The sequence below is a fragment of the Pseudomonas sp. GW821-FHT12A04 genome, from assembly GCF_058807755.1.
Window position 1 is genome coordinate 95,911 of the sequence record NZ_JBXAQZ010000010.1, and the last position, 24,009, is coordinate 119,919.

Below are 24,009 nucleotides of genomic sequence, written 5' to 3' on the forward strand. Positions count from 1 at the left end.
GTTTCGAAAGCAGTAGGCAAGTATGGTCGGGATTACGTATTGCGCCTCCCCGCCGAGGCAGTATCCTTAACGCCTGTTCAGCAATTTTGCGCGAGCCCTTGCATGACCTATACCTGCACCACCGTGGCCTCCCCCGTGGGCCAGTTGAAGCTGGTCGCGAACGGCTCACGACTGGCGGCCATCCTCTGGGAAAACGACAAACCCGGGCGGGTGCGCCTGGGACCGATGAGCGAAGCGCCGGACAACCCGATCCTGGTGCGCACGGCTGCGCAGCTACGCGAATATTTTTCCGGCACCCGCGATCGCTTCGAACTGGATCTGGATTTTGCCGGCACGGAGTTTCAGAAGAAGGTCTGGGCAGCGCTGCTGACCATCCCGTTCGGCGAGACGCGCAGCTACAGCCAGATCGCCGAACAGATCGGTAACCCGGCAGCGGTCAGGGCGGTGGGTGCGGCGAATGGCAAGAACCCGATTTCGATCGTGGCGCCCTGTCATCGGGTGATTGGCGCGTCGGGCAAGCTCACCGGGTTTGCCGGTGGGCTTGAGGCGAAGGCGTTGTTGCTGACCCTGGAGGGTGGGCAATGGCCCGGCACGGCACGCCTGCCAGGCTTTTGATCACACTTGGGCGAAGAGGTTTTTCATCGCCGCATACTGCAACAGCATGATGGTCTTGGCGTCGCAGATTTCGCCACGGTAAAACGCTTCGAGCGCGTACTCGAACGTCCACTCCAGCACTTCCAGCTCTTCGGTTTCCGCCTCCAGCCCGCCACCGTCGCTGACTTTCGACTTCGCGTCGTATTCGGCAATGAAGAAGTGCAGTTTTTCCGTCACCGAACCGGGGCTCATGTACGCCTCGAACACCTTCTGCACATGGTGCACGCGGTAACCCGTCTCCTCCTCCGCTTCATCGCGGATGCGGTCTTCAGGTGCCGCGCCTTCCAGCAGCCCCGCCGCCACTTCGATCAACAGCCCATCGTGGCCGTTGACGAACACCGGCAGGCGAAATTGCCGGGTCAGTACCACGGTTTTCTTTTCGCGGTTGTACAGGAGAATCGCCGCGCCATTGCCACGGTCGTAGACCTCCCGGACCTGGCGTTGCCACTCGCCGTTGTTGCGTTGGTAATCGAAGGTGATTTTCTTGAGCAGGTACCAGTCGTGGGACAACACCTGAGACTCAAGGATGTTGACCCGCTCGGCTGTGTTCGACATGACAACGCGTCCTGTGATTTGTCTGAGGGTCCACATGTTAAGTGAAAACGCACAGCCTTTGCCCCCTCAGGCAAGCTGCGCCTTGTACTCCTTCTCGTATTGTCCGGCCAATGACTCTTTCTGTTTGTCGTTGAGCAGCTTGCCGGCCATCTGGAAGAACTTCTGCTCTTCTTCCTCGAGGTGGTGATGCACTTTCTCCGAGAGTTTCTTTGCGGTCACCAGCCAGGCCGGGCTGGACATCTCGGTGTCGTCCAGTTCCTCCATCATTTCGTCCATTTCGTGATGTTCGGCGATGCCATGACGGCTGAGGTCGACACCGTTGTCGAGCTCCATCAACGGGATGTAGAAATGCCGCTCTTCGGCCGTGGCGTGAGCTTGCAGTTCTGATTTGAGTTGTTTGTAGGCCTCGACGCGTTCGGGGCTGTCGCCGCTGGTGTGGATCAGGGCTTTGGCGTAAGTACGTTGGCGTTCATGGCTTTCGCGCAGGGCTTCGAAAATATTCACGGCGTGTCCTCATCGGTCGCACTCTGGAATGACGCGTACTAATGAGTGACATCTGTGCGCAGGCGACGGTTCCACCTGCTTTGTGCCGATGGAACATTCGCGGCGACCACGCTAGGCTGCGGTTTCACTGCCATAAGGATATAGCCATGAACCTGCGTATCGAACTGTCGCAAAACCCCACGGAAGAACAACGCCAGGCCATCCTCAAGCCATTGCGCGCGTACAACAGCTCGAAAGCCGAAGGCAACGTGCCCGAGCACATCGCCTTGCTGGTGCGCGACGACAACGACGAGATCCTCGGCGGCCTGCATGGCCGATTGTTTTACCAGTGGCTGTACATCGACTTGCTGGTGGTGCCGGAACAGGCCCGGGGACAGGGCCTGGGTTCGAAACTGATGCAGATGGCCGAAGACCTGGCGCGGGAACGGCGCTGCGTCGGGCTGTGGCTCGACACCTTCGAATTCCAGGCACCTGGGTTCTATAAGAAATGCGGCTACAGCGAGATCGGGCACATTGCCGATTACCCGCCGGGCCACAAGCACTTCTTCTTCCAGAAACGCTTGAGCTACTGATCCATACCGCCCCTGTAGGAGCGAGCTTGCTCGCGAAAAAAACCGGAATGCCGCAGGGTTTCAGGCATCCAGCGTTTTCGTTGATGACCATCGCGAGCAAGCTCGCTCCTACAGGGGGTACAGCGTCAGATCACAGGCAAGTCGCCAACGCCGCCAAGCGTCGCTTGGCCACGAAATCATCCTTCTGTGCGTAGTAGCTCAACACCGTGCCCGAGGCATCGGTGGTCACGTCGACGAAAGACTCCGCCGAACGGGTGTAAACGGTCGTGCCGCCCTTCTCCCCTGGTTGCAGATAGGCAGCGGCATCGACGCCGAACACAGCCTCGTCCTGCCAGGAAAACTGCACGCACTGGGCGACGTCTTTGCCCGGTTTTTCCGAGTTCAGGGTCTTGTACGGGGCCTTGGTGCGGGCGTCGTTCATCGCCGAGCCTGCGCATCCGGCCAGCAACGTCACGGCCAGCGCCACCATCAGAATTCGCATTGCATTCACTCATCAGGAAAAAGCGGACTTTATCACCCCGGCGGGCCGTATCGTTCTGCTTTACTGCATTTATACCGCGACAGCGCGCAACGATTCGCGCACCCTGTCGCGCCAATATCGCCCTATCGCACCCATGACTGGAAACCTGATGACACCTAATGCCGAGTTCTACAAACCGAGCACTGAATATGCCGACAAGCTGATCAGCCAGATCGGTCAGACGCCTTCCTGGATTGCCAAGCGAATCGGCGTCACCGACAAGCGGATTCGTTACATCCTCGACGGCGAAAGAACCGTCAAAGGCGAAACCACGCCGATCCAGATGACCTACACCGAACAATTTGCCCTCGAATGCCTGGCGGCAGCGGCCAAGGCCAGTAAGAAGCAATCCTCGTAACCCGTTCACAAGGAGCGACCATGGCGGCAACCGAACTGCAGCATGAGCAAGCACTGAAGCGGTTTCTCGATGCGCGCCCCGAGTTGCGCGAAGAACTCGACCACCTCAACCCGCTGTTGGCTCAGGCCAAGGGTGAAACGGCGGCACAGTATCGCGAAGAACGGCTGCACGAAGCGTTTGAAGCTGAAGCTGAACGCCAGCAGTTGTTCGCCTGGGAACTGACGTTGCAGTTAACTGCCGCCACGCCCAGGGACTACGAAGCGCAGCGCCTTGAAGTGCACCGAGAAGTGGCGGAAATGGCCGGCATGGACTGGCTGGAATATTGCGAGTTGAATGGGATAAAACCGTAAACACTGTTCATGGAGGCCATCGCCGATGCTGCCCAACACCGCCAGGACCCACGCCAGCCCCGGTCATTTGCACACACAGAAATGGCGCGGGCGCATAGGCTTGAGCCTGGTGGCCATGCTCTCGGTACTCGCCGGCATGACCGACGCCATCGGTTTCATGGCCAGCGGCGACTTCGTCTCGTTCATGAGCGGCAATACCACCCGGATGGCGGTCGCCATCAGTACTGGCGACCTTGGGTTGACCCTGCGCCTGGTGATCCTCATCGCCACCTTCATCGTCGGCAACGCGCTGGGCATTATCGTCAGCCGCCTGGGCAGGCGCCGGACCCTGCCCTTGTTACTGTGCATTGCCGCCCTGCTGTGCGCCGCCGCGGCCTGGTCGTATGACGAGCAACTGCCAGCCCTGCTGGCGGCGATCATCGCCATGGGCATGCTCAACGCCGCGGTGGAAGAAGTGAATGGCCTGCCGGTGGGCCTGACCTACGTTACCGGTGCCCTGTCGCGTTTCGGCCGCGGGCTGGGCCGCTGGATGCTCGGCGAGCGCCGTAGCGGCTGGCGGGTGCAGTTGATCCCCTGGACCGGCATGTTCGCCGGCGCGGTACTCGGTGCCGTGCTGGAACATCACCTGGGGCTCAAGGCGTTGTTTGCCAGTGGCCTGCTGGCTGCCGGGCTCGGGGTGTTGTCGTTGAAGATCCCGCGGCGTTGGCAGTTGGGGTATATGCCGCGCTGAGTCTGGTGTTGACTGGGCGGGCCTCATCGCGAGCAAGCTCGCTCCCACAAGGGATTTGCGTCGGACACAAAATCAGCAACCACCACACGTCCACTGTGGGAGCGAGCTTGCTCGCGATGAGGCCCGCCCAGACAACATCACTTTAGCCGCCCCGCCGATAAAGCATTATCATGGCGGCAGTTTCGCTGATCGAGTCCGTCATGAAGTTCGCCATCGCCGTATTTTCCGCCGCCCATGCGCCCTCCTCGCGCCGAGCCCTGCTGTTCGCCCAGGCCGCGCTGGCCGGCGGGCACGAGATTGTCCGGCTGTTTTTCTATCAGGACGGCGTCTACAACGCGTCCGCCAGCGTGGTCACGCCCCAGGATGAACTGGACTTGCCCAAGCAATGGCACGCCTTTGTCAGCGACCATCAACTCGATGGCGTGGTGTGCATCGCCGCCGCGCTGCGTCGTGGCGTGTTGAACGAGGAAGAAGCCAGACGCTATCAACGCGAGGCTGTAGCCGTCGGCGCGCCGTGGGAATTGTCCGGCCTCGGCCAATTGCATGACGCGGCGCAGGATGCCGACCGTCTGATCTGTTTCGGAGGCGCATGACATGGCCAAATCCATATTGATCATCAGCCGCCAGTCGCCATGGTCCGGCCCAGGCGCGCGGGAAGCGCTGGATATCGTGCTGGCCGGGGGCGCTTTCGATCTGCCGATCGGCCTGCTGTTTCTCGATGACGGCGTGTTCCAGCTGGCCGCCGGTCAGAACGCCAAGGCCCTGCAACAGAAAGACCTGAGCGCCAACCTGCAAGCCCTGCCGATGTTCGGTGTCGAGGAACTGTTTGCCTGTGGCGACAGCATCACCCAGCGTGGCCTGGACCCCAGCAGCCTGTCGCTGGAAGAAGCCCAGGTATTGGCCGCTCACGAAATCACCGCCCTCATTGACCGTTACGACCAGGTGATCACCCTCTGATGTCGACTTTGCATGTGTTGTCTCATTCCCCGTTCGGCGACGAACGCCTGACCAGTTGCCTGCGCGTGATCGGCGCCAACGACGGGTTGCTGTTGTCCGGTGATGCCGCCTATGCGTTGCAACCAGGCACCGCGCCGTTCACTGCGCTCAGCGCACGTGGCCTGAAGCTGTTCGTGCTGGTCGAAGATGCCCAGGCCCGTGCGCTTGCGGTTCCAGACTGGGCCAGTGCCATCGATTACCCGGCCTTCGTCGAGCTGTCGATTCACTACGACAAGGTCAACAGTTGGCTATGAAGGCATTGACGGTCGGCCCCCGCGCCATCGAACTGGACAAGGACGGTTTCCTGGTCGAACTGAGTGACTGGTCCGCCGATGTGGCCAGTGCCCTGGCGGCGGCCGAAGACATCGAACTGACGCCCGAACACTGGGAAGTCCTCGAACTGCTGCGCAGTTTCTACGCCGAATTCCAGCTGTCACCGGCCACCCGCCCGTTAATCAAGTACACCGCCCTGAAACTCGGCCCGGAAAAAGGCAACAGCCTGCACCTGAACCGACTGTTCAAAGGCACTCCCGCCAAACTCGCCGCGAAACTCGCGGGCCTGCCCAAACCGACGAATTGCTTATGACCGATTACCCAGCACTGACACTCGAAACGCCCGCCGAGCACCCGTTCGCCCAGTTCGTACGGATCCTTGGCAAAGGCAAGCGCGGCGCCCGTGACCTGACCCGGGTCGAGGCCCGCGAAGCCATGGGCATGGTGCTCGATGAAAAGGTCGAGGAAACCCAGCTCGGCGCCTTCCTGATGCTGTTGCGGCACAAGGAAGAAAGCTTCGAGGAGATGGCGGGTTTCACCGAGGCATTGCGCGAACGCCTGAATCCTCCGGCAATGGCAGTGGATCTGGATTGGCCGACCTATGCCGGCAAGAAGCGGCACTTGCCGTGGTATCTGCTGGCGGCCAAGTGCCTGGCGCAAAATGGCGTGCGGATTTTCATGCACGGCGGCGGCGCCCACACGGCCGGACGCTTGTACAGCGAGCAACTGCTGGGCGAATTGAACATCCCGTTGTGCCGTAACTGGCAACAGGTGGGTTCGGCGCTGGATAACGGCGGCCTGGCCTTCATGCCATTGATGGACTGGGCGCCACAGCTGCAACGCATGATCGATCTGCGCAACACCCTGGGCCTGCGCTCGCCGATCCACTCCCTGGCGCGGATCCTCAACCCACTGGGCGCCCGTTGTGGCCTGCAGAGCATTTTCCACCCGGGTTATCAGGCCGTGCATCGCGACGCCAGTGGATTGCTCGGTGATACCGCCATTGTGATCAAGGGCGATGGCGGCGAAATAGAGATCAACCCGGACGCCGACAGCCACCTGTACGGCACCACCGGGGGCGAGAGCTGGGACGAGGAATGGCCGCAGTTGTCGGCGCAGCGTCACGTCAAACCTGCCTCGCTTGATCCTGAGCATTTGAAAGCGGTCTGGCGTGGCGACGTGGTCGACAGCTACCCGCAAATGGCCCTGATCTCGACCATGGCCTTGGCCCTGCGTGGCCTCGGCCACACCCGCGAACAGGCCTTCGAAACCGCTGAAAAATACTGGGCCGCGCGGGACAAATCGATTTAATCGATCATTCGCGCCCGATCTTTGCGCTTTTTGTTCGAACTCATCGGAATAGACTCGACTCCATCGATTATGGGTTTCGGGAGTCTTGAACATGGGTTTGTTAGTGGATGGCCGCTGGCAGGACAAGTGGTACGAAAGCAGCAAGGACGGCGCGTTCCAGCGCGAACAGGCGCAGCGTCGCAACTGGTTGACCGCTGACGGCAAGCCGGGACCGACCGGCGTCGGCGGTTTCGCGGCCGAGCCCGGACGCTATCACCTGTACGTGTCCCTGGCCTGTCCGTGGGCCCATCGCACACTGATCCTGCGCAAACTCAAAGGCCTCGAAAACCTGATCGACGTTTCGGTGGTCAGTTGGTTGATGCTGGAAAACGGCTGGACCTTCGACCAGCACCTGGGGTCGACCGGCGACAAGCTCGACCATTTCGAATTCATGCACCAGCGCTACACCGCCGACACCGCCGACTACACCGGTCGCGTCACCGTGCCGGTGCTGTGGGACAAACAGCAAAAGCGCATCGTCAACAATGAATCATCGGAAATCATCCGCATGTTCAATGGCGCCTTCGACGATCTGACCGGTAACGACCTGGACTTCTACCCGGCGCCGCTGCGGGGAGAAATCGATGCGTTGAACGAGCGGATTTATCCGGCGGTGAACAATGGCGTGTACCGCGCCGGGTTTGCTACCTCGCAACAGGCTTATGAACAAGCCTTCGATGAGGTGTTTGCCGAGCTGGACCGACTGGAGCTGCTGCTGGGCGCCAACCGCTATCTGGCGGGCGAGTACCTGACCGAAGCGGACATCCGCCTGTTCACCACGCTGATTCGCTTCGACGCGGTGTACTACGGTCACTTCAAGTGCAACCTGCGGCGGATTGCGGATTATCCGAACCTGTCGAACTGGCTGCGGGAGATTTACCAGTGGCCGGGGATCGCCGAGACGGTGGATTTTGAACACATCAAGAATCACTACTACGCCAGCCACCGCACCATCAACCCGACGGGTGTGGTGCCGAAAGGGCCGGCGCAGGACTTCACCGCGGCCCATGATCGGGAGCGGTTGAGTGGGAAAGGGGTTTGGCGCAGAGCTTGAGATTTGTGCAGGTTTTGAAGGCCCCATCGCGAGCAAGCTCGCTCCCACAATTGATTTGTGTCGTTCACAAATCCCCTGTGGGAGCGAGCTTGCTCGCGATGAGGCAACTCGGTCTCAGACCTGCCCCTGAGCCCCTTCGAACCACGCCAGTTTCTCGCGCAGTTGCACCACTTCACCCACGATCACCAAGGTCGGCGCATGCACTTCATGCTCTGCCACCAGTCGTGGCAGGTCCGCCAGGGTACCGGTAAACACCCGCTGGTTGACCGTGGTGCCCTGCTGGATCAGTGCCGCCGGGGTATCGGCAGCGCGACCATGCTTGATCAACTGTTCGCAGATGATCGGCAAGCCCACCAGCCCCATGTAGAACACCAGGGTTTGCGCCGGGGCGACCAGATCGGCCCATGGCAAATCGCTGGAGCCGTCCTTGAGGTGGCCGGTGATGAAACGCACCGACTGCGCATAATCGCGGTGGGTCAGCGGAATCCCGGCATAGGCCGCGCAACCGCTGGCTGCCGTGATCCCCGGCACGACCTGGAACGGGATGCCATGGGCCGCCAGTTCTTCGATCTCCTCGCCACCACGACCGAAGATGAACGGATCGCCGCCCTTCAATCGCACCACACGCTTGCCTTGCTTGGCCAGATCCACCAATTGCTGGTTGATCTGATCCTGCGGCACCGCGTGATCGGATCGGCGCTTGCCGACGTAAACCCGCTCGGCGTCGCGACGGCACAGTTCGAGAATCGCCGGTGCCACCAAACGGTCGTACAGCACCACGTCGGCTTGCTGCATCAGGCGCAATGCCTTGAACGTCAGCAGGTCGGGATCACCTGGCCCTGCGCCCACCAGATAGACTTCACCGGTCGCCACTGGCGCCTCACCATCGATTTTCGCCTGGAGCAACCGCTCGGCTTCACCGCCCTGCCCAGCCAGTTGCCGATCGGCAACCGGGCCCTGGAAAACATCTTCCCAGAACGCCCGACGCTGCTGCACATCCGGAAACAGGCCTTTGACCTGATGACGGAATCGCGCAGCCAGCCCGGCCAATTGACCGTAGGTGGAAGGAATCCAGGTTTCGATCTTGGCGCGAATCAAACGTGCCAGCACCGGCGCATCGCCGCCGCTGGACACAGCAATGATCAAGGGAGAACGGTCGACGATGGCCGGGAAGATCACGCTGCACAGGGCCGGCGCGTCCACCACGTTGACCGGCACGCAACGCCGATGGGCATCGGCGGAAACTTGTGCGTTCAGCGTTTCGTCGTCGGTGGCGGCAATGATCAGCCCGCAACCGTCCAGATCCGCCTCGGCGTAGCCACGCAACAGGCACTCGCCACCGCTGCCGGCAACCAGCTCGCGCAATTGCGCTTCGATTTCAGGTGCAACCACCCGCAGCAGCGCACCGGCATCGGCCAGCAGGCGGGATTTGCGCAAGGCAATCTCCCCCCCGCCGACGACCAACACACGACTGCCGCGAAGGTTGTGAAACAGCGGCAGATAGTTCATTTAGCCGATGACCTCAAGGCCACCCATGTAGGGCTTGAGGACTTCAGGCACACGGATGGAACCGTCGGCCTGCTGATAGTTCTCGAGCACCGCGACCAGGGTACGGCCCACCGCCAGGCCGGAGCCGTTCAGGGTGTGTACCAGTTCCGGCTTGCCGGTTTCCGGGTTACGGAAACGCGCTTGCATGCGGCGGGCCTGGAAGTCGCCGCAGTTGGAGCACGACGAGATTTCGCGGTACTTGTCCTGGCTCGGGATCCACACTTCCAGGTCGTAGGTCTTGACCGCGCTGAAGCCCATGTCGCCGGTGCACAGCGCCAGGGTGCGGTAAGGCAGTTCCAGCAATTGCAGGACTTTCTCGGCGTTGGCGGTCAGGCCTTCCAGCGCCTCCATGGATTTCGATGGTTCGACGATCTGCACCATTTCAACCTTGTCGAACTGGTGCTGGCGGATCATGCCGCGGGTGTCACGACCCGATGCACCGGCTTCGCTGCGGAAGCACGGCGTGTGGGCGACGAACTTGATCGGCAGCAGTTTCGAATCGACGATTTCGCCGGCGACGATGTTGGTCAACGACACTTCGGCGGTCGGGATCAGGTACAGGTCGGCTTCGCCTTCGCGCGCGATCTTGAACAGGTCTTCCTCGAACTTCGGCAGCTGGCCGGTGCCTTGCAGCGCCGGGGCCTGGACCAGATAAGGCGTGTAGGCCTCTTCGTAGCCGTGCTCGGTGACGTGCAGGTTGATCATGAACTGCGCCAGGGCGCGGTGCAGACGGGCAATCGGGCCGCGCAGCAGGGCGAAACGGGCGCCGGACAGCTTGGCGGCGGTTTCGAAGTCCAGCCAGCCGAACTTCTCGCCCAGGGCGACGTGGTCCTGAACCGGGAAATCGAAGGCAGTCGGGGTGCCCCAGCGGCGCACTTCGACGTTGCCGTCTTCGTCTTCGCCGACCGGTACCGATTCGTGCGGCAGGTTGGGGATACCCAGCAGGATCGAGTCCAGATCGGTCTGGATCGCGTCCAGTTCGACTTTACCCGCGCTCAATTCGCCCGCCATGCGCTCGACGTCCGCCATCAGCGGCGCGATGTCTTCGCCGCGCTGCTTGGCCTGACCGATGGATTTGGAGCGCGCATTACGTTCAGCCTGCAGTGCTTCGGTGCGGGTTTGGACGGTCTTGCGCTGTTCTTCCAGCGCTTCGATGCGCGCAACATCCAGGGAATAGCCACGGGATGCCAGGCGGTCCGCTACGTCCTGAAGGTTGCTACGTAACAGTTTGGAATCGAGCATGTCGGTTTCTCGTTTATCAAAGTTTGGTCAAGGACAGGCCGGCCCAGGTGGCAAGCAGCCCGCCGAATACGCTGAGCGCCGCATAGCCCAGGGCTAGCGGCACTTGCCCGCTTTCCAGCAGGCGCACCGTATCCAGTGAAAAGGATGAAAAAGTCGTCAGCCCCCCGAGGAAGCCAACGATCAACCCGGCACGCACCTCGATGGGCACCTCCGGGCGTATCAAAAACAGACCGTATAGAACGCCGATCAGCAAACAGCCCACGATATTAACGGCCAGCGTCGCGGTATAGAAGTGCCGAGGCCAATTCGCGTTGATCCAGTTGCCCGTGACGAAGCGCAACAACGTGCCGGCCATCCCGCCGACGGAAACCGCAACGATCAAGGGAAGCACTATTTTCTCCGCTGCCTTGGGCTTAAACGGTCGAGTTTCGCCAGGTGATTGAGTTTTTCGCCGATCTTCAACTCCAGGCCACGGGGCACGGGCTGATAGAACGGGATCGGGTCGAGCTCTTCCGGGAAATAGTCTTCGCCAGCGGCATAGGCGTCCGGCTCATCGTGGGCATAACGGTATTCATCGCCGTAACCCAATTGTTTCATAAGCTTGGTCGGCGCGTTGCGCAGGTGCAGCGGCACTTCCAGCGAACCGTGCTCGGCGGCGGCGCGCAATGCCGTCTTGAAGCCCATATACACCGCGTTGCTCTTTGGCGCGCAGGCCAGATAGGTGATGGCCTGGGCCACCGCCAACTCGCCTTCGGGGCTGCCGAGGCGCTCCTGCACTTCCCAGGCCGCCAGGCACAGGCTCAGGGCGCGGGGGTCGGCATTGCCAATATCTTCGCTGGCCATGCGCACCACACGCCGGGCCAGGTACAAGGGGTCGCAACCGCCGTCGATCATCCGTGCGAACCAGTACAAGGCGCCGTCGGGGTTGGAGCCGCGCACCGATTTATGCAGGGCGGAAATCTGGTCGTAGAACGCTTCGCCGCCCTTGTCGAACCGCCGGCGGGTATCGCCGAGCAGGCTTTGCAGCAGGTCGGTGCCGATTTCGCCGTTGTCTTCCGCCAGGTCCGAGGCGTTTTCCAGCAGGTTGAGCAGGCGCCGACCATCGCCATCGGCAGCCGACAGCAGCATCTGGAAGCCTTCGTCGCTGAGGGTCAGGTTACGCTTGCCCAGTCCACGCTCTTCGGTCAGCGCGCGGTGCACCAGTTTGCGCAGGGCCGCTTCGTCGAGGCTTTTCAGCACATAGACCCGCGCCCGCGACAGCAAGGCGTTGTTGAGTTCGAACGAGGGATTTTCCGTGGTTGCACCGATGAAAATCAGCGTACCGTCTTCGACATAGGGCAGGAACGCATCCTGCTGGGACTTGTTGAATCGATGCACTTCGTCGACGAACAGAATGGTGCGGCGGCCGTACTGCGCGGCCTGCTGTTTGGCGATTTCCACCGCCTGACGGATCTCCTTGACCCCGGCCAGCACCGCCGAGACCGTTTCGAAGTGCGCGTCCGAGACTTCCGCGAGCAATCGCGCCAGGGTGGTTTTGCCCACGCCCGGCGGCCCCCAGAAAATCATCGAATGCAGGGCACCCTGCTCCAGCGCCTCGCGCAGGGGCTTGCCGCGAGCGAGCACGTGTTCCTGACCGACGTACTCGTCCAGATTGGCCGCACGCAGGCGGGCGGCCAAGGGCTGGGCGATGGGGGTGCTGCGAAACAGATCCATGGCGTACGTTTAAAACCTCGGGTTACTTAATGCCTGCGGGCCAAAACGCTGACCCTGTGGGAGCGAGCTTGCTCGCGATTACGGCATCACATTCAACATTTATGTCGACTGACCCAACGCTATCGCGAGCAAGCTCGCTCCCACAGGTTTTGCGTCAGCCGTTTATTCCTGGATTACATCGGCACCCTTGGGGATGTCGAACTTGAACTTGGACGCAGGGATCGGCTCGTTCGCCTTCACCCCGGTGAACAGGATATTGGTGCGCTGGCCGACGCTGTCGATCAGTTGCATATCATTGACCAGGCCATTGCGGAACGACAGGCGCAGGCTGTCGAACAGGGTGTCCTTGGTTTTCGGCTTCAGGGTGAAGTCAATCACGCCGCCGGCTTCCTTGGCACTGATGTCGAAGCTCTGGCTGATCTTGGACACGTCACCGGACAACAGCAAGGCCGGGGTCTGGGTCAGGCGCTGGTCGAGGTTCTTGATGGTGGCCTGTTCCAGGTCCGGGTCCCACAAGGTGACTTTCTTGCCATCGGAGATCATGGTCTGTTCGGCCGGCGCATCGGTGTGCCAGTAGAACAGGCCCGGACGCTGCAGGGACATCTCGCCGGCGGTTTCCTGCAATTGGGTGCCTGTGCCATCAAGGGTCAGTTGCGAGAAACGTGCGGTCAGGGTCTGGGATTTTTCCAGCAGTTGGGTCAGGCGCGCCACGTCCTTGTCATCGGCGTTAGCCTGGAGCGTGGTCAAGGCCAGTACCGGCAGCAACAGCATGCGGATCAGACGCATGGGAGTCCTCATAACATTCGTGGGAGTGCGGGCGGCGCAAAGGCGCCCCCCCTTTCATACTCGGGTCAGTCGCGCACCGGCCCCGGGGCCAGGACTTCACGCGAACCGTTGGTGTTCATGGACGTCACGACCCCGGCCATTTCCATGGCTTCGATCATGCGCGCAGCGCGGTTGTAGCCGATCTTCAGCTTGCGCTGAACCGCAGAAATGGAGGCACGACGGCTTTCCAGCACGAACTGGACCGCTTCGTCGTACAGCGCGTCGGCCTCGGGATCGTCACCGTCGCCGCCACCGCTGCTGCCTTCAAAGCCGCTGCCCGCCTCTTCGACGCCATTGAGGATGTCGTCGTTGTATTCCGGCGCACCCCGCAGCTTCCAGGCTTCCACCACGCGGTGAACCTCATCGTCGGACACGAAAGCACCGTGAACACGAATCGGCAGGCTGGTACCCGGCGGCATGTAGAGCATGTCACCGTGGCCCAGCAGTTGTTCGGCGCCGCCCTGGTCGATGATGGTCCGCGAGTCGATCTTGCTCGATACCTGGAACGCCATGCGGGTCGGGATGTTGGCCTTGATCAGACCGGTGATCACATCCACCGACGGACGCTGGGTCGCAAGGATCAAGTGGATACCGGCCGCACGAGCCTTTTGCGCGATACGGGCGATCAGTTCTTCAACCTTCTTGCCGACGATCATCATCATGTCGGCGAATTCGTCGACTACGACCACGATGGTCGGCAGCTTCTGCAGCAGTGGCGCTTCGTCGTGGATGCTTTCGCGCTTGTACAGCGGATCGCTCAACGGCTCGCCGGCGTCCTGGGCTTCCTTGACCTTGGCGTTGAAGCCCGACAGGTTTCGCACACCCATCTTGGCCATCAACTTGTAGCGTCGCTCCATCTCGGCAACGCTCCAGCGCAGGGCGTTGGCGGCGTCCTTCATGTCGGTGACCACCGGGCACAGCAGGTGCGGAATGCCTTCGTAGATCGACAGTTCCAGCATTTTCGGGTCGATCATGATCAGCTTGGCGTCTTCCGGGCCAGACTTGAACAGGATCGACAGGATCATCGCGTTCACACCCACCGACTTACCGGAACCGGTGGTACCGGCGACCAGCAAGTGCGGCATTTTCGCAAGGTCGGTGATGACCGGCTTGCCGCCGATGTCATGGCCCAGGGCCAGGGTGACCGGGGATTTGAAGTTGTCGTACTCCGGAGTCGACAACACTTCGGAGAAACGCACGATCTGCCGATCTTCGTTGGGAATCTCGATACCGACCGTGGTCTTGCCCGGAATCACTTCCACCACGCGCACGCTGGTCACGGCCAGGGAACGGGCCAGGTCTTTGGCCAGGTTGGAGATTCGGCTGACTTTTACCCCGGCCGCCGGCTGGATTTCGTAACGGGTGATCACCGGGCCCGGGTGGATCGAATCCACTGCGACTTCAACGCCGAATTCCTTGAGCTTGATTTCCAGCAAGTGGCCAACCGCAGCCAGGGATTCAGGCGAGTAATTGAGCTGTTTCTTTTCCGCCGGATCGAGAATCGAAATCGGCGGCAAGGTGCCTTCCACGGCGCTGTCGACGAACAGCGGCGCCTGTTTCTCTTTCTCGACGCGTTTGCTCGGTGCGGCGGGCTTTGGCGGCGCGGGCGCAATCACCGGCGGCACCTGCTTCTCGCGCTCGGACATGTGCTTGCTCAGGGCTTGCTCACGTTCGATCAGGCGTTCCTTGACCTTGGCCTGCTCGCGCTTGTCGGTGACGGTCGGCGCAACCACTTCATCCATACGGTCGTCGACTTCACGCAACTGGGCAACCAGCTGTTTGCGCTCGGTACGGGCCGCCCACCAGCGATTGGCGGCGCCCTGGAACAGCTCGAACAGGTCGAGGGTGATCTTGCCGGTGATGTCCATCACCTTGAACCACGACAGGTCGGTAAACACAGTCAGGCCGAACAGGAATAACGCAATGAACAACAGCGTGCTGCCCTGGATATTCAGGGCGTTCCTGGCCAGTTCGCCGAGGCTTTCCCCCAGCGCACCGCCCGCACCGGCCGGCAGACCGGTCGCGGCATGAAAATGGATATGGGCCAGAGCGGCGCCCGACAGCACCAGGAACACCAGGCCGATCAGGCGCCAGGAGAACAGCCACCCGCTCCACTGCCACGGCTCGTGACGCTGGCGGAAGATCTGGTACGCCTTGATGGCCAGCAGCAACGGGAAGATGTAGGCGAAGTAACCCAGCACCATGAACAGGATATCGGCGCTGTAGGAGCCCGCTGGTCCGCCGAAGTTCTGCACGTCGTCGATCTTGCTGTTATGGCTCCAGCCCGGATCATCCTTGCCATAGGTCAACAAGGCCATCATCAGGAACAGGCACAAGGCACCGATGGCGATCAGCGCACCTTCCTTGAGTCGGTAGTGCAAGTGCTGGCGCCAGAGCGGCACGACGGCTGGTTTAGGTGCTGCGGTGGATTTCTTCAAAACGCTTCTTTTCCTGCGCCAATGGCGCGTCCATCTGGTGAATGTCTATAAAAACCGCGAAAAAACTGCCCAATCCAGGCAGGTAATAAAGTTAACACGTGTAACCGGGACTACTTTTAACACTGCACCCCTGTTTCTATAAACACGGCGCACACTGAATATATGTAACACGCAGGGCATTGTACGGGTTTGTACGCACGACGCCATGCTTGAGACCCTTGGATGCAGCATAGTCAACAGCACATGACATGCCATTCAATTTGAGCATGCATTCTCTTTGGTGACAAAGGCTTATGAGGTGTTTTTTATGAGCGAAGCGAAGCATTCCCGCCTGATTATCCTGGGCTCCGGCCCTGCCGGTTACAGCGCGGCAGTTTATGCCGCCCGCGCCAACCTCAAGCCGGTTGTCATTACCGGCATCCAGGCAGGCGGCCAGCTCACCACCACCGTCGAAGTGGATAACTGGCCAGGCGACGTTGAAGGCCTGACCGGACCGGTGCTGATGGATCGCATGCAAAAACACGCCGAACGCTTTGCCACCGAGATCGTTTACGACCACATCCATACCGCCAAGTTGCAACAACGGCCGTTCGAGCTGATCGGCGATGGCGGCACCTACACCTGCGACGCCTTGATCATTGCCACCGGCGCCTCCGCGCAATACCTGGGCCTGCCGTCGGAAGAAGCGTTCGCCGGCAAAGGAGTTTCGGCGTGCGCGACCTGTGATGGATTTTTCTATCGCAATCAAGTGGTTGCTGTGGTCGGCGGCGGCAACACGGCGGTCGAGGAAGCCTTGTACCTGTCGAACATCGCCAAAGAAGTGCACCTGATCCATCGGCGCGACAAACTGCGCTCGGAGAAAATCCTCCAGGACAAACTCTTTGAAAAGGCCGCCAACGGCAATGTTCGCCTGCACTGGAACCAAAACCTGGACGAAGTGCTCGGCGATGCCAGCGGCGTGACCGGTGCCCGCCTGCGGGACAGTCACACAGGTGAAACCCGGGAGCTGCCGCTGGCCGGGGTGTTTATCGCCATCGGCCATAAACCCAACACCGACCTGTTCACAGGCCAACTGGAAATGCGCGACGGGTATCTGCTGGTCAAGGGTGGCAGCGAAGGCGATGCCACCGCTACGGCGATTGCAGGTGTGTTTGCCGCCGGTGACGTGGCCGACCACGTTTATCGCCAGGCCGTTACATCTGCCGGTGCCGGTTGCATGGCGGCGCTGGACGCTGAAAAATACCTGGACGACATTCCAACCGTTTGAAGGCAAACTTTATGGCGGGCCAACACCCGCCACTGCCCTCCCCTTCTGCAAGCCCGGATGCCATGCTGACTTGGTTACAACGCAATACCTTGCATTTCCCTCCACTGGAAAAGGCCATGCGCGACCCCAACGGGCTGCTGGCTGCCGGTGGTGATCTGTCCGCCGATCGGCTGATCTCGGCTTATCGCCACGGCTGCTTCCCTTGGTTTTCCGAGGGCCAGCCAATCCTCTGGTGGTCTCCGGACCCGCGTACGGTGCTGTTTCCCGACGAATTGCACGTCTCGCGCAGCCTGAACAAACTGCTACGCCAGCAACGCTATCAAGTGACCTTTGACCAGGACTTCGCCGCCGTCATCCGCGCCTGTGCCGCGCCCCGGGATTACGCCGACGGCACCTGGATCACCGAGGCCATGCAGGACGCCTACATCGAACTGCACAGGCGTGGCCACGCGCACTCGGTGGAAGTGTGGGACGGGGACGAACTGGTGGGCGGGCTCTACGGCCTGGCGATGGGCCAGCTGTTTTTCGGCGAGTCCATGTTCAGCCTCGCTGACAACGCCTCGAAATTCGGCTTTGCCACACTGGTGCGGCATCTGAAAGACTCGGGTTTTGTACTGATCGATTGCCAGATGCCCACCGATCACCTGCACAGTCTCGGAGCCCGGGCGATACCCCGCCATGAATTTGCCAACTATCTGGCCAGGCATCTGGACCAGCCCAATCGCGCTAGCTGGGTTTGCTGAGCGACTTTTGCGCAGGTGGCTTACACTTATTCAAAAGCATTATCCCGAGGGTTGATCATGACCGAGTTGGCGCGATTGAAGTTCTATGCCACTCAGCCGCACTCTTGCAGTTATCTGCCGGAGGAGCAGGCCACAACCCTGTTCCTCGACCCTAGCCAGCCCATGGATGTGCATGTCTATGCAGACCTGTCGGAGATGGGGTTTCGTCGCAGTGGCGATCATCTCTACCGGCCGCATTGCCAGAATTGCAATGCCTGCGTTCCGGCGCGCATTCCCGTGGGACAGTTCACGCCCAACCGGCAACAGAAACGCATCTTCAAGCGCAACATGGATTTGCAGGTACGTCCAGCCAAGCCCGGCTTCAACGAAGAATACTTCGACCTTTACCAGCGCTATATCGAACAGCGTCACGCCGATGGCGACATGTACCCGCCGAGTCGCGACCAGTTTTCGACATTCCTGGTGCGGGACCTGCCGTTTTCAAGATTTTATGAATTTCGCCTGAATGGCCGGCTGCTGGCCGTCGCCGTCACCGATTTACTGCCGAACGGTCTTTCGGCGGTCTACACCTTCTACGAACCCTCCGAAGAGCGTCGCAGCCTTGGGCGCTATGCGATCCTGTGGCAAATCGCCGAGGCCAGGCGGCTGGGGCTGGATGCGGTCTACCTCGGCTACTGGATCAAAAACTGCAAAAAAATGAACTACAAGACTCAATATCGCCCTATTGAGTTGCTGATTAATCAGCGCTGGGTGGTTCTAAACTAGAGCAGACCCTAAACCCCTTGGCTTAAACCCCATTTTTCGGGCACAATGCACGCCGCTTTTGCCTGGCGCAGTTGCACCGGGCCATTCATTGGACACCGAGGGCTTTACTGCATGTCGAAAGAAGACAGCTTCGAAATGGAAGGCACTGTCGTCGACACCCTGCCCAACACCATGTTTCGTGTGGAGTTGGAAAATGGGCACGTCGTAACCGCGCACATCTCCGGCAAGATGCGCAAGAACTACATCCGTATTCTTACCGGCGACAAAGTGCGCGTAGAGCTGACTCCTTATGACTTGAGCAAAGGGCGCATCACTTACCGCGCTCGATAAGGTTGGAGCGAGCTTGCTCGCGAAAAACCTGACGGTACCGCGTCAAGTCAGAGTCCCCGCATCATCATTGACGAACATCGCGAGCAAGCTCGCTCCTACAGAGATAGGGCTCACTCGCCAAGCAAGTCAATACAAAACGCCCGGCTTATGCCGGGCGTTTTTGTTTGCCTGCGATTTAATGCCCCCCCTGTGGGAGCGAGCTTGCTCGCGATGAGTGCGGCACATTCAGTAAATGTGCAATCTGTCCCGCCGCCATCGCGAGCAAGCTCGCTCCCACAGGCTTTGATGTGTATTTCGCAGACAACAAAAAGGCGCCAACCGGCGCCTTTTTGCTTTATTGCGGTTTAACGTCAGGCCATCTCGGCCGTGGTCTCGAACTCGAAGGTCAGCTCCCCGTCCTTGATGTCGATGTGTACCACACCGCCATGCTCGGCCAGTTCGCCAAAGAGAATCTCCTCCGCCAGCGGACGCTTGATCTTGTCCTGGATCAGGCGAGCCATTGGGCGAGCCCCCATCGCCGCGTCATAACCACCTTCGGCCAGCCAGTTGCGGGCCGCATCGGTGACTTCCAGCAACACTCGCTTGTCTTCCAGTTGCGCCTGAAGCTCGGTAAGGAACTTGTCCACCACGCTCTTGATAACCTCATGACTGAGGCGACCAAACTGGATGATGGTGTCCAGACGGTTGCGGAATTCCGGCGTGAAGCTCTTCTTGATCACTTCCATCGCATCGGACGAGTGATCCTGATAGGTGAAACCGATCGAAGCGCGGGCTGCGGTCTCGGCACCGGCGTTGGTCGTCATGATGACGATCACGTTACGGAAATCCGCCTTGCGCCCGTTGTTATCGGTCAACGTACCGTGGTCCATGACCTGCAACAGCAGATTGAAGACTTCCGGATGCGCCTTCTCGATTTCATCGAGCAACAACACGCAGTGTGGCTGCTTGGTAATGGCTTCGGTGAGCAGACCGCCCTGATCGAACCCGACATAACCAGGAGGCGCACCGATCAGACGCGATACGGTGTGACGCTCCATGTACTCGGACATGTCGAAACGAATCAACTCGACACCCAAGGCCTTGGCCAACTGACGCGCCGCTTCGGTCTTACCGACACCGGTAGGCCCTGCGAACAGGAACGAACCGACAGGCTTGTCAGGGGACTTGAGGCCGGCACGGGACAGCTTGATCGCGGTTGCCAGCGAGTCGATCGCGGCATCCTGACCGAACACGGTCAATTTCAGATCACGCTCCAGGTTACGCAGCAGCTCCTTGTCGGAACTGGTGACGTGTTTTGGTGGAATCCGCGCGATTTTCGCGACGATGTCCTCGACTTGCGGCACTTCGATGCGCTTCACACGCTTCTCGACCGGTTGCAGGCGCTGATAGGCACCCGCCTCGTCGATGACATCGATAGCCTTGTCCGGCATATGACGGTCGTTGATGTAACGCGAGGCCAGTTCGGCAGCCGCGCGCAGGGCCTCATCACTGTATTCGATATTGTGATGGCTTTCGAAACGCCCCTTCAGGCCGCGCAGAATGCCAATGGTGTCTTCCACCGAAGGCTCCGACACATCGACCTTCTGGAAGCGTCGGGCCAAGGCACGATCCTTCTCGAAGATGCCACGGAATTCCTGGAAGGTGGTTGAACCGATGCAGCGGATATCACCCGAGGACAGCAGCGGCTTGAGCAGGTTCGAGGCATCCATGACGCCACCGGACGCGGCACCCGCACCAATGATGGTGTGGATCTCGTCGATGAACAGGATCGCCTGCGGACGTTTTTTCAGTTCATTGAGCAACGCCTTGAAGCGCTTCTCGAAATCGCCACGATACTTGGTGCCCGCGAGCAGAGCGCCAAGATCGAGGGAATAAACAACACTGTTTGCCAGCAGATCCGGCACCTGGTCGTCGACAATGCGCTTGGCCAGGCCTTCGGCAATCGCGGTTTTACCCACGCCCGCCTCGCCCACCAGCAGCGGATTGTTTTTGCGCCGACGCGCCAGGATCTGCGCAACGCGCTCGACTTCCAGCTCACGCCCCACCAGCGGATCGATGCGACCCTGGCGCGCGAGTTCGTTGAGGTTGCTGGCATAAGCATCCAGGGGATTGCCTGAGGAAGAAGACTCACCGCCCTCGTCGTCCTGCATATCTTGCTCACCTTCAGAGTGATCGCCATGCCCCGGCACTTTGGAAATGCCATGGGCGATGTAGTTGACGACATCTATACGGGCAACGCTCTGCTGTTTCAGCAGGAACACCGCCTGACTCTCTTGCTCACTGAAGATCGCGACCAGCACGTTGGCGCCAGTCACTTCGCGTTTGCCCGAGCTCTGTACGTGAAACACAGCACGTTGCAGTACACGCTGGAAGCCCAGGGTTGGCTGGGTTTCGCGATCCTCGTCATGAACAGGGATCAATGGCGTGGTGGAGTCGATGAACTCCTGCAGGTCATGCTTGAGTTTGTCGAGGTTTGCGCCGCACGCACGCAGAACGGTGGCGGCAGCCTCATTGTCCAATAGGGCCAGCAAGAGGTGCTCGACGGTCATGAACTCATGACGCTTCGAACGAGCTTCCTTGAAGGCAAGATTGAGGGTGACTTCGAGCTCGCGGTTTAACATAGCTTCACCTCATACCCAAGTGTCCGGCGATTAACCGTCCTTCTCGATTTCACAGAGTAGCGGATGCTGGCTTTCCCTGGCGTACTGGTTGACCTGCATGGCCTTGGTCTCGGCGATGTCGCGGGTAAACACTCCACATACTGCCCGTCCTTCTGTGTGGACGGCCAGCATGACCTTGGTCGCCAGCTCGCGATTCAGGTTAAAAAACACCTCGAGCACTTCGACGACGAAATCCATCGGTGTGTAGTCATCATTGAACAAAACCACCTTGTACATCGGCGGCGCCTGTAAAGCAGGCTTGGCCTCCTGAACAGCAATGCCTGCGGAATCGTCGTCGTGTTCCTCCGGGCGATCCTTCTGGAGAGTCGGGCGATCCTGATTGAATGTTAGTCGAATCTGGCTGATTGCATGCATGGAAAGAAAGGTTCGTCAGTTGTTCAAATACAGTGGTGGGGGCGGCTATCAGCGATTTCAACTCCGACTGCCGGGTCAGCTTGACTATCGGCAAAACGGTGTTACAACCAATAGAGCCCACAGTGGGTAAAAAAGGTCCGCGGAGTCAATCTTATTTACAGATTCGACTGCGGATGTACTGGATGATACTCCAGTGATGGAGTGTGTTGCAGAGGGAGTTGGGTATGTCAGGCGGCAAGGTCAGCGGCAAGGTCAAATGGTTCAACAATGCCAAGGGTTACGGTTTCATCAATGAGGACGGCAAGACAGAAGACCTGTTTGCCCACTACTCCGCCATCCAGATGGAAGGTTATAAAACCCTGAAAGCCGGGCAAGCTGTCGTATTCGACATCATCCAGGGCCCCAAAGGCCTGCACGCGGTCAACATCGGCAGCCCGGTGGGCGCTTCGAAAGCGACGGCATCCGCCCCGCAACAGACCGTTACAGTGTAAGTCCACACCGTCATAGCGCCATAAAAAAACCGCCTGACTCATCTACTTGAATCAGGCGGTTTTTGTGTGCCTGCGTTTTGTTACATGTGCGAGATCAGCGCATCACCGAAGCCGGAAGACGACACCAGTTTGGCGCCTTCCATCAGACGCTCGAAGTCATAGGTCACGGTCTTGGCGGAAATCGCGCCGTTGGTGCCCTTGATGATCAGGTCGGCCGCTTCGGTCCAGCCCATGTGGCGCAGCATCATTTCAGCCGACAGGATCAACGACCCCGGGTTGACCTGGTCCTTGCCGGCGTACTTCGGCGCCGTACCGTGGGTGGCTTCGAACATGGCGACGGTGTCGGACAGGTTGGCACCCGGCGCAATACCGATACCGCCCACTTCCGCCGCCAGAGCGTCGGAGAGGTAGTCGCCGTTCAGGTTCAGGGTCGCGATCACATCGTACTCGGCCGGGCGCAGCAGGATCTGCTGGAGCATGGCGTCGGCGATGGCATCCTTGACGATGACGTTCTTGCCGGTTTTCGGGTTCTTGAACTGCATCCACGGGCCACCGTCGAGCAGGGTCGCGCCGAACTCTTCAGCCGCCACTTCGTAGGCCCATTCCTTGAAGGCACCCTCGGTGAACTTCATGATGTTGCCTTTGTGCACGATGGTCAGCGAATCGCGATCGTTGTCGACCACATATTGCAGGGCCTTGCGCGCCAGACGCTTGGTGCCCTGCAGGGACACCGGCTTGACGCCGATACCGCAGTTCTCGTCAAAACGGATCTTGGTAACGCCCATTTCTTCTTTCAGGAACTTGATGACCTTGGTGGCTTCCGGCGTACCGGCCTTCCACTCGATGCCCGCATAGATGTCTTCGGAGTTCTCGCGGAAGATGGTCATGTCGACATCGCCTGGCTTCTTGACCGGGCTAGGCACGCCTTCGAACCAACGCACCGGGCGCAGGCAGACGTACAGGTCGAGCTGCTGACGCAGGGCCACGTTCAGGGAACGGATGCCGCCACCGACCGGGGTGGTCAGCGGGCCCTTGATGGAAACCACGTAATCCTTGACCGCATCCAGGGTTTCCTGAGGCAGCCAGGTGTCCTGATCGTAAACCTGAGTCGCTTTCTCCCCGGCGTACACCTCCATCCAGGAAATCTTGCGTTCGCCACCGTAGGCCTTCTTAACAGCAGCATCGACAACCTTGATCATGACCGGGCTGATGTCGACACCAATGCCGTCACCTTCGATGAAGGGGATGATCGGGTTATTAGGAACATTGAGAGAATGGTCTGCATTGACGGTGATTTTGTCGCCGACGGCTGGAACCTGAATCTTCTTGTAACCCATGCTGAACTCCATTGATTGGATTGAACATCTGGCTTGGTTCGAGCGTAACCCAGTTGAATCGGCGCGCAAACCCTATGTTCCATCGATCTGGCGCAAAGCCTTGCAACTCGCGCGCTACAAGCCTGAAAGCAAAGGGAAAAGCGCCAAAACCAAGCACGACGAGTGACCTTACGCCCTGCTCGCCCCTGCGACCTTTAGACCAATGGACGACATTCGTTGCATATGAACCATCGGCAGATTGCCAGCTACCTATGTATAATGCCGCCCGCTGACCACAGGGTCACGACGGCTGAAGTGCTCTACGATGAGACTTTCCGCCCGGCAAGCCGGCCTGTTATCGCAGTCCGGCTACTTGACGC

29 protein-coding genes are annotated in these 24,009 nt (G+C 59.9%); 17 read left to right on the top strand and 12 right to left on the bottom strand.

Translation table 11 applies throughout. The annotated features are described in order from the left end of the window. Nucleotides 1-102: 102 nt before the first annotated feature. A complete protein-coding gene (locus AC1RS8_RS16905; RefSeq protein ID WP_489338827.1) occupies nt 103-615 on the top strand; it encodes a methylated-DNA--[protein]-cysteine S-methyltransferase in 513 nt (170 codons plus the stop codon). Here the strand turns inward: AC1RS8_RS16905 and AC1RS8_RS16910 are convergent, their stop codons facing one another. Both AC1RS8_RS16910 and AC1RS8_RS16915 read right to left on the bottom strand, forming a co-directional pair. Continuing rightward, a complete protein-coding gene (locus tag AC1RS8_RS16910) occupies nt 616-1,209 on the bottom strand; it encodes an NUDIX domain-containing protein (protein WP_489338828.1) in 594 nt (197 codons plus the stop codon). It lies immediately after the preceding gene. 66 nt (nt 1,210-1,275) lie between these two features. Then, nucleotides 1,276-1,713, bottom strand: a complete 438-nt coding sequence (locus AC1RS8_RS16915; protein ID WP_218496225.1) for a hemerythrin domain-containing protein — start codon at nt 1,711-1,713, stop codon at nt 1,276-1,278. Between the two features lie 146 nt (nt 1,714-1,859). Here AC1RS8_RS16915 and AC1RS8_RS16920 point away from each other — a divergent pair, with 146 nt between their 5' ends. Continuing rightward, nucleotides 1,860-2,285 (top strand): GNAT family N-acetyltransferase, encoded by a 426-nt coding sequence (locus AC1RS8_RS16920; protein WP_407515614.1) that lies wholly within the window; start codon nt 1,860-1,862, stop codon nt 2,283-2,285. A 130-nt stretch (nt 2,286-2,415) separates the two neighbouring features. Here the strand turns inward: AC1RS8_RS16920 and AC1RS8_RS16925 are convergent, their stop codons facing one another. Beyond that, nucleotides 2,416-2,766, bottom strand: a complete 351-nt coding sequence (locus AC1RS8_RS16925; RefSeq protein WP_090456593.1) for a hypothetical protein — start codon at nt 2,764-2,766, stop codon at nt 2,416-2,418. 148 nt (nt 2,767-2,914) lie between these two features. On the opposite strand from AC1RS8_RS16925, the gene AC1RS8_RS16930 reads away from it, so the two are divergent. The 9 genes from AC1RS8_RS16930 (at nt 2,915) to AC1RS8_RS16970 (ending at nt 7,916) form a co-directional block, all read left to right on the top strand. Further along, nucleotides 2,915-3,163: a hypothetical protein gene (locus AC1RS8_RS16930; RefSeq protein WP_008015571.1), complete on the top strand. Its 249-nt coding sequence runs from the start codon at nt 2,915-2,917 to the stop codon at nt 3,161-3,163. 20 nt (nt 3,164-3,183) lie between these two features. Then, on the top strand, nt 3,184-3,513 hold the full coding sequence (locus tag AC1RS8_RS16935; RefSeq protein ID WP_057714183.1) for a DUF6388 family protein: 330 nt from the start codon (nt 3,184-3,186) through the stop codon (nt 3,511-3,513). Between the two features lie 25 nt (nt 3,514-3,538). Beyond that, complete coding sequence (locus AC1RS8_RS16940; RefSeq protein ID WP_090456597.1) at nt 3,539-4,243, top strand: YoaK family protein; 705 nt, start codon at nt 3,539-3,541, stop codon at nt 4,241-4,243. 200 nt (nt 4,244-4,443) lie between these two features. Beyond that, on the top strand, nt 4,444-4,836 hold the full coding sequence (gene tusD / locus AC1RS8_RS16945; RefSeq protein WP_218496514.1) for a sulfurtransferase complex subunit TusD: 393 nt from the start codon (nt 4,444-4,446) through the stop codon (nt 4,834-4,836). Between the two features lies 1 nt (nt 4,837). Further along, nucleotides 4,838-5,200 (top strand): sulfurtransferase complex subunit TusC, encoded by a 363-nt coding sequence (gene tusC, locus AC1RS8_RS16950; RefSeq protein WP_223503289.1) that lies wholly within the window; start codon nt 4,838-4,840, stop codon nt 5,198-5,200. Further along, nucleotides 5,200-5,493, top strand: coding sequence for a sulfurtransferase complex subunit TusB (gene tusB / locus AC1RS8_RS16955; protein WP_090456601.1), 294 nt, complete (start codon nt 5,200-5,202; stop codon nt 5,491-5,493). Before tusC ends, tusB begins: the two co-directional genes overlap by 1 nt. After that, on the top strand, nt 5,490-5,825 hold the full coding sequence (locus AC1RS8_RS16960; protein ID WP_057714179.1) for a TusE/DsrC/DsvC family sulfur relay protein: 336 nt from the start codon (nt 5,490-5,492) through the stop codon (nt 5,823-5,825). Before tusB ends, AC1RS8_RS16960 begins: the two co-directional genes overlap by 4 nt. Beyond that, the gene (locus AC1RS8_RS16965; RefSeq protein ID WP_489338862.1) at nt 5,822-6,823 is read left to right on the top strand and encodes a glycosyl transferase family protein; all 1,002 of its coding nucleotides are present in this window, start codon (nt 5,822-5,824) and stop codon (nt 6,821-6,823) included. Before AC1RS8_RS16960 ends, AC1RS8_RS16965 begins: the two co-directional genes overlap by 4 nt. 91 nt (nt 6,824-6,914) lie before the next feature. Continuing rightward, nucleotides 6,915-7,916, top strand: a complete 1,002-nt coding sequence (locus AC1RS8_RS16970) for a glutathione S-transferase family protein (protein ID WP_489338863.1) — start codon at nt 6,915-6,917, stop codon at nt 7,914-7,916. 114 nt (nt 7,917-8,030) lie between these two features. Here AC1RS8_RS16970 and cysG read toward each other — a convergent pair whose 3' ends face one another. From cysG to AC1RS8_RS17000, 6 genes are all read right to left on the bottom strand, one after another. Beyond that, nucleotides 8,031-9,425 carry a siroheme synthase CysG gene (cysG, locus tag AC1RS8_RS16975; RefSeq protein WP_090456605.1) on the bottom strand — a complete coding sequence of 465 codons (1,395 nt, stop codon included), beginning with the start codon at nt 9,423-9,425 and terminating at the stop codon, nt 8,031-8,033. Beyond that, nucleotides 9,426-10,706 carry a serine--tRNA ligase gene (gene serS, locus AC1RS8_RS16980; RefSeq protein WP_489338864.1) on the bottom strand — a complete coding sequence of 427 codons (1,281 nt, stop codon included), beginning with the start codon at nt 10,704-10,706 and terminating at the stop codon, nt 9,426-9,428. Nucleotides 10,707-10,722: 16 nt separating this feature from the next. After that, nucleotides 10,723-11,097: a fluoride efflux transporter CrcB gene (gene crcB / locus AC1RS8_RS16985; protein ID WP_057714174.1), complete on the bottom strand. Its 375-nt coding sequence runs from the start codon at nt 11,095-11,097 to the stop codon at nt 10,723-10,725. Continuing rightward, nucleotides 11,097-12,419: a replication-associated recombination protein A gene (locus tag AC1RS8_RS16990; RefSeq protein WP_090456609.1), complete on the bottom strand. Its 1,323-nt coding sequence runs from the start codon at nt 12,417-12,419 to the stop codon at nt 11,097-11,099. Before AC1RS8_RS16990 ends, crcB begins: the two co-directional genes overlap by 1 nt. A gap of 162 nt (nt 12,420-12,581) precedes the next feature. After that, the gene (gene lolA / locus AC1RS8_RS16995; RefSeq protein WP_008049385.1) at nt 12,582-13,205 is read right to left on the bottom strand and encodes an outer membrane lipoprotein periplasmic chaperone LolA; all 624 of its coding nucleotides are present in this window, start codon (nt 13,203-13,205) and stop codon (nt 12,582-12,584) included. A gap of 65 nt (nt 13,206-13,270) precedes the next feature. Continuing rightward, nucleotides 13,271-15,682 (bottom strand): DNA translocase FtsK, encoded by a 2,412-nt coding sequence (locus AC1RS8_RS17000; RefSeq protein WP_057714172.1) that lies wholly within the window; start codon nt 15,680-15,682, stop codon nt 13,271-13,273. 307 nt (nt 15,683-15,989) lie between these two features. Between AC1RS8_RS17000 and trxB the strand changes: the two genes are divergently transcribed. The 4 genes from trxB (at nt 15,990) to infA (ending at nt 18,787) form a co-directional block, all read left to right on the top strand. Then, nucleotides 15,990-16,949, top strand: coding sequence for a thioredoxin-disulfide reductase (trxB, locus tag AC1RS8_RS17005; protein ID WP_057714171.1), 960 nt, complete (start codon nt 15,990-15,992; stop codon nt 16,947-16,949). Nucleotides 16,950-17,011: 62 nt separating this feature from the next. Further along, nucleotides 17,012-17,692 (top strand): leucyl/phenylalanyl-tRNA--protein transferase, encoded by a 681-nt coding sequence (gene aat / locus AC1RS8_RS17010; protein WP_057714170.1) that lies wholly within the window; start codon nt 17,012-17,014, stop codon nt 17,690-17,692. A gap of 57 nt (nt 17,693-17,749) precedes the next feature. Continuing rightward, a complete protein-coding gene (locus AC1RS8_RS17015) occupies nt 17,750-18,457 on the top strand; it encodes an arginyltransferase (RefSeq protein WP_489338865.1) in 708 nt (235 codons plus the stop codon). A gap of 111 nt (nt 18,458-18,568) precedes the next feature. Further along, nucleotides 18,569-18,787, top strand: a complete 219-nt coding sequence (infA, locus tag AC1RS8_RS17020; protein ID WP_002553999.1) for a translation initiation factor IF-1 — start codon at nt 18,569-18,571, stop codon at nt 18,785-18,787. Nucleotides 18,788-19,137: 350 nt separating this feature from the next. Here infA and clpA read toward each other — a convergent pair whose 3' ends face one another. Together clpA and clpS are read right to left on the bottom strand one after the other, a co-directional pair. After that, on the bottom strand, nt 19,138-21,408 hold the full coding sequence (gene clpA, locus AC1RS8_RS17025) for an ATP-dependent Clp protease ATP-binding subunit ClpA (protein WP_057714168.1): 2,271 nt from the start codon (nt 21,406-21,408) through the stop codon (nt 19,138-19,140). Nucleotides 21,409-21,438: 30 nt separating this feature from the next. Continuing rightward, a complete protein-coding gene (clpS, locus tag AC1RS8_RS17030; protein WP_020799529.1) occupies nt 21,439-21,822 on the bottom strand; it encodes an ATP-dependent Clp protease adapter ClpS in 384 nt (127 codons plus the stop codon). 224 nt (nt 21,823-22,046) lie between these two features. Here clpS and cspD point away from each other — a divergent pair, with 224 nt between their 5' ends. Continuing rightward, nucleotides 22,047-22,313 (top strand): cold shock domain-containing protein CspD, encoded by a 267-nt coding sequence (cspD, locus tag AC1RS8_RS17035; protein WP_057714167.1) that lies wholly within the window; start codon nt 22,047-22,049, stop codon nt 22,311-22,313. 80 nt (nt 22,314-22,393) lie between these two features. Here the strand turns inward: cspD and icd are convergent, their stop codons facing one another. Continuing rightward, a complete protein-coding gene (gene icd / locus AC1RS8_RS17040) occupies nt 22,394-23,650 on the bottom strand; it encodes an NADP-dependent isocitrate dehydrogenase (protein ID WP_007972065.1) in 1,257 nt (418 codons plus the stop codon). Between icd and AC1RS8_RS17045 the strand changes: the two genes are divergently transcribed. Next, nucleotides 23,649-23,816, top strand: coding sequence for a hypothetical protein (locus AC1RS8_RS17045; protein WP_167362871.1), 168 nt, complete (start codon nt 23,649-23,651; stop codon nt 23,814-23,816). The genes icd and AC1RS8_RS17045 overlap by 2 nt on opposite strands. The last annotated feature ends 193 nt before the right edge of the window (nt 23,817-24,009 follow it).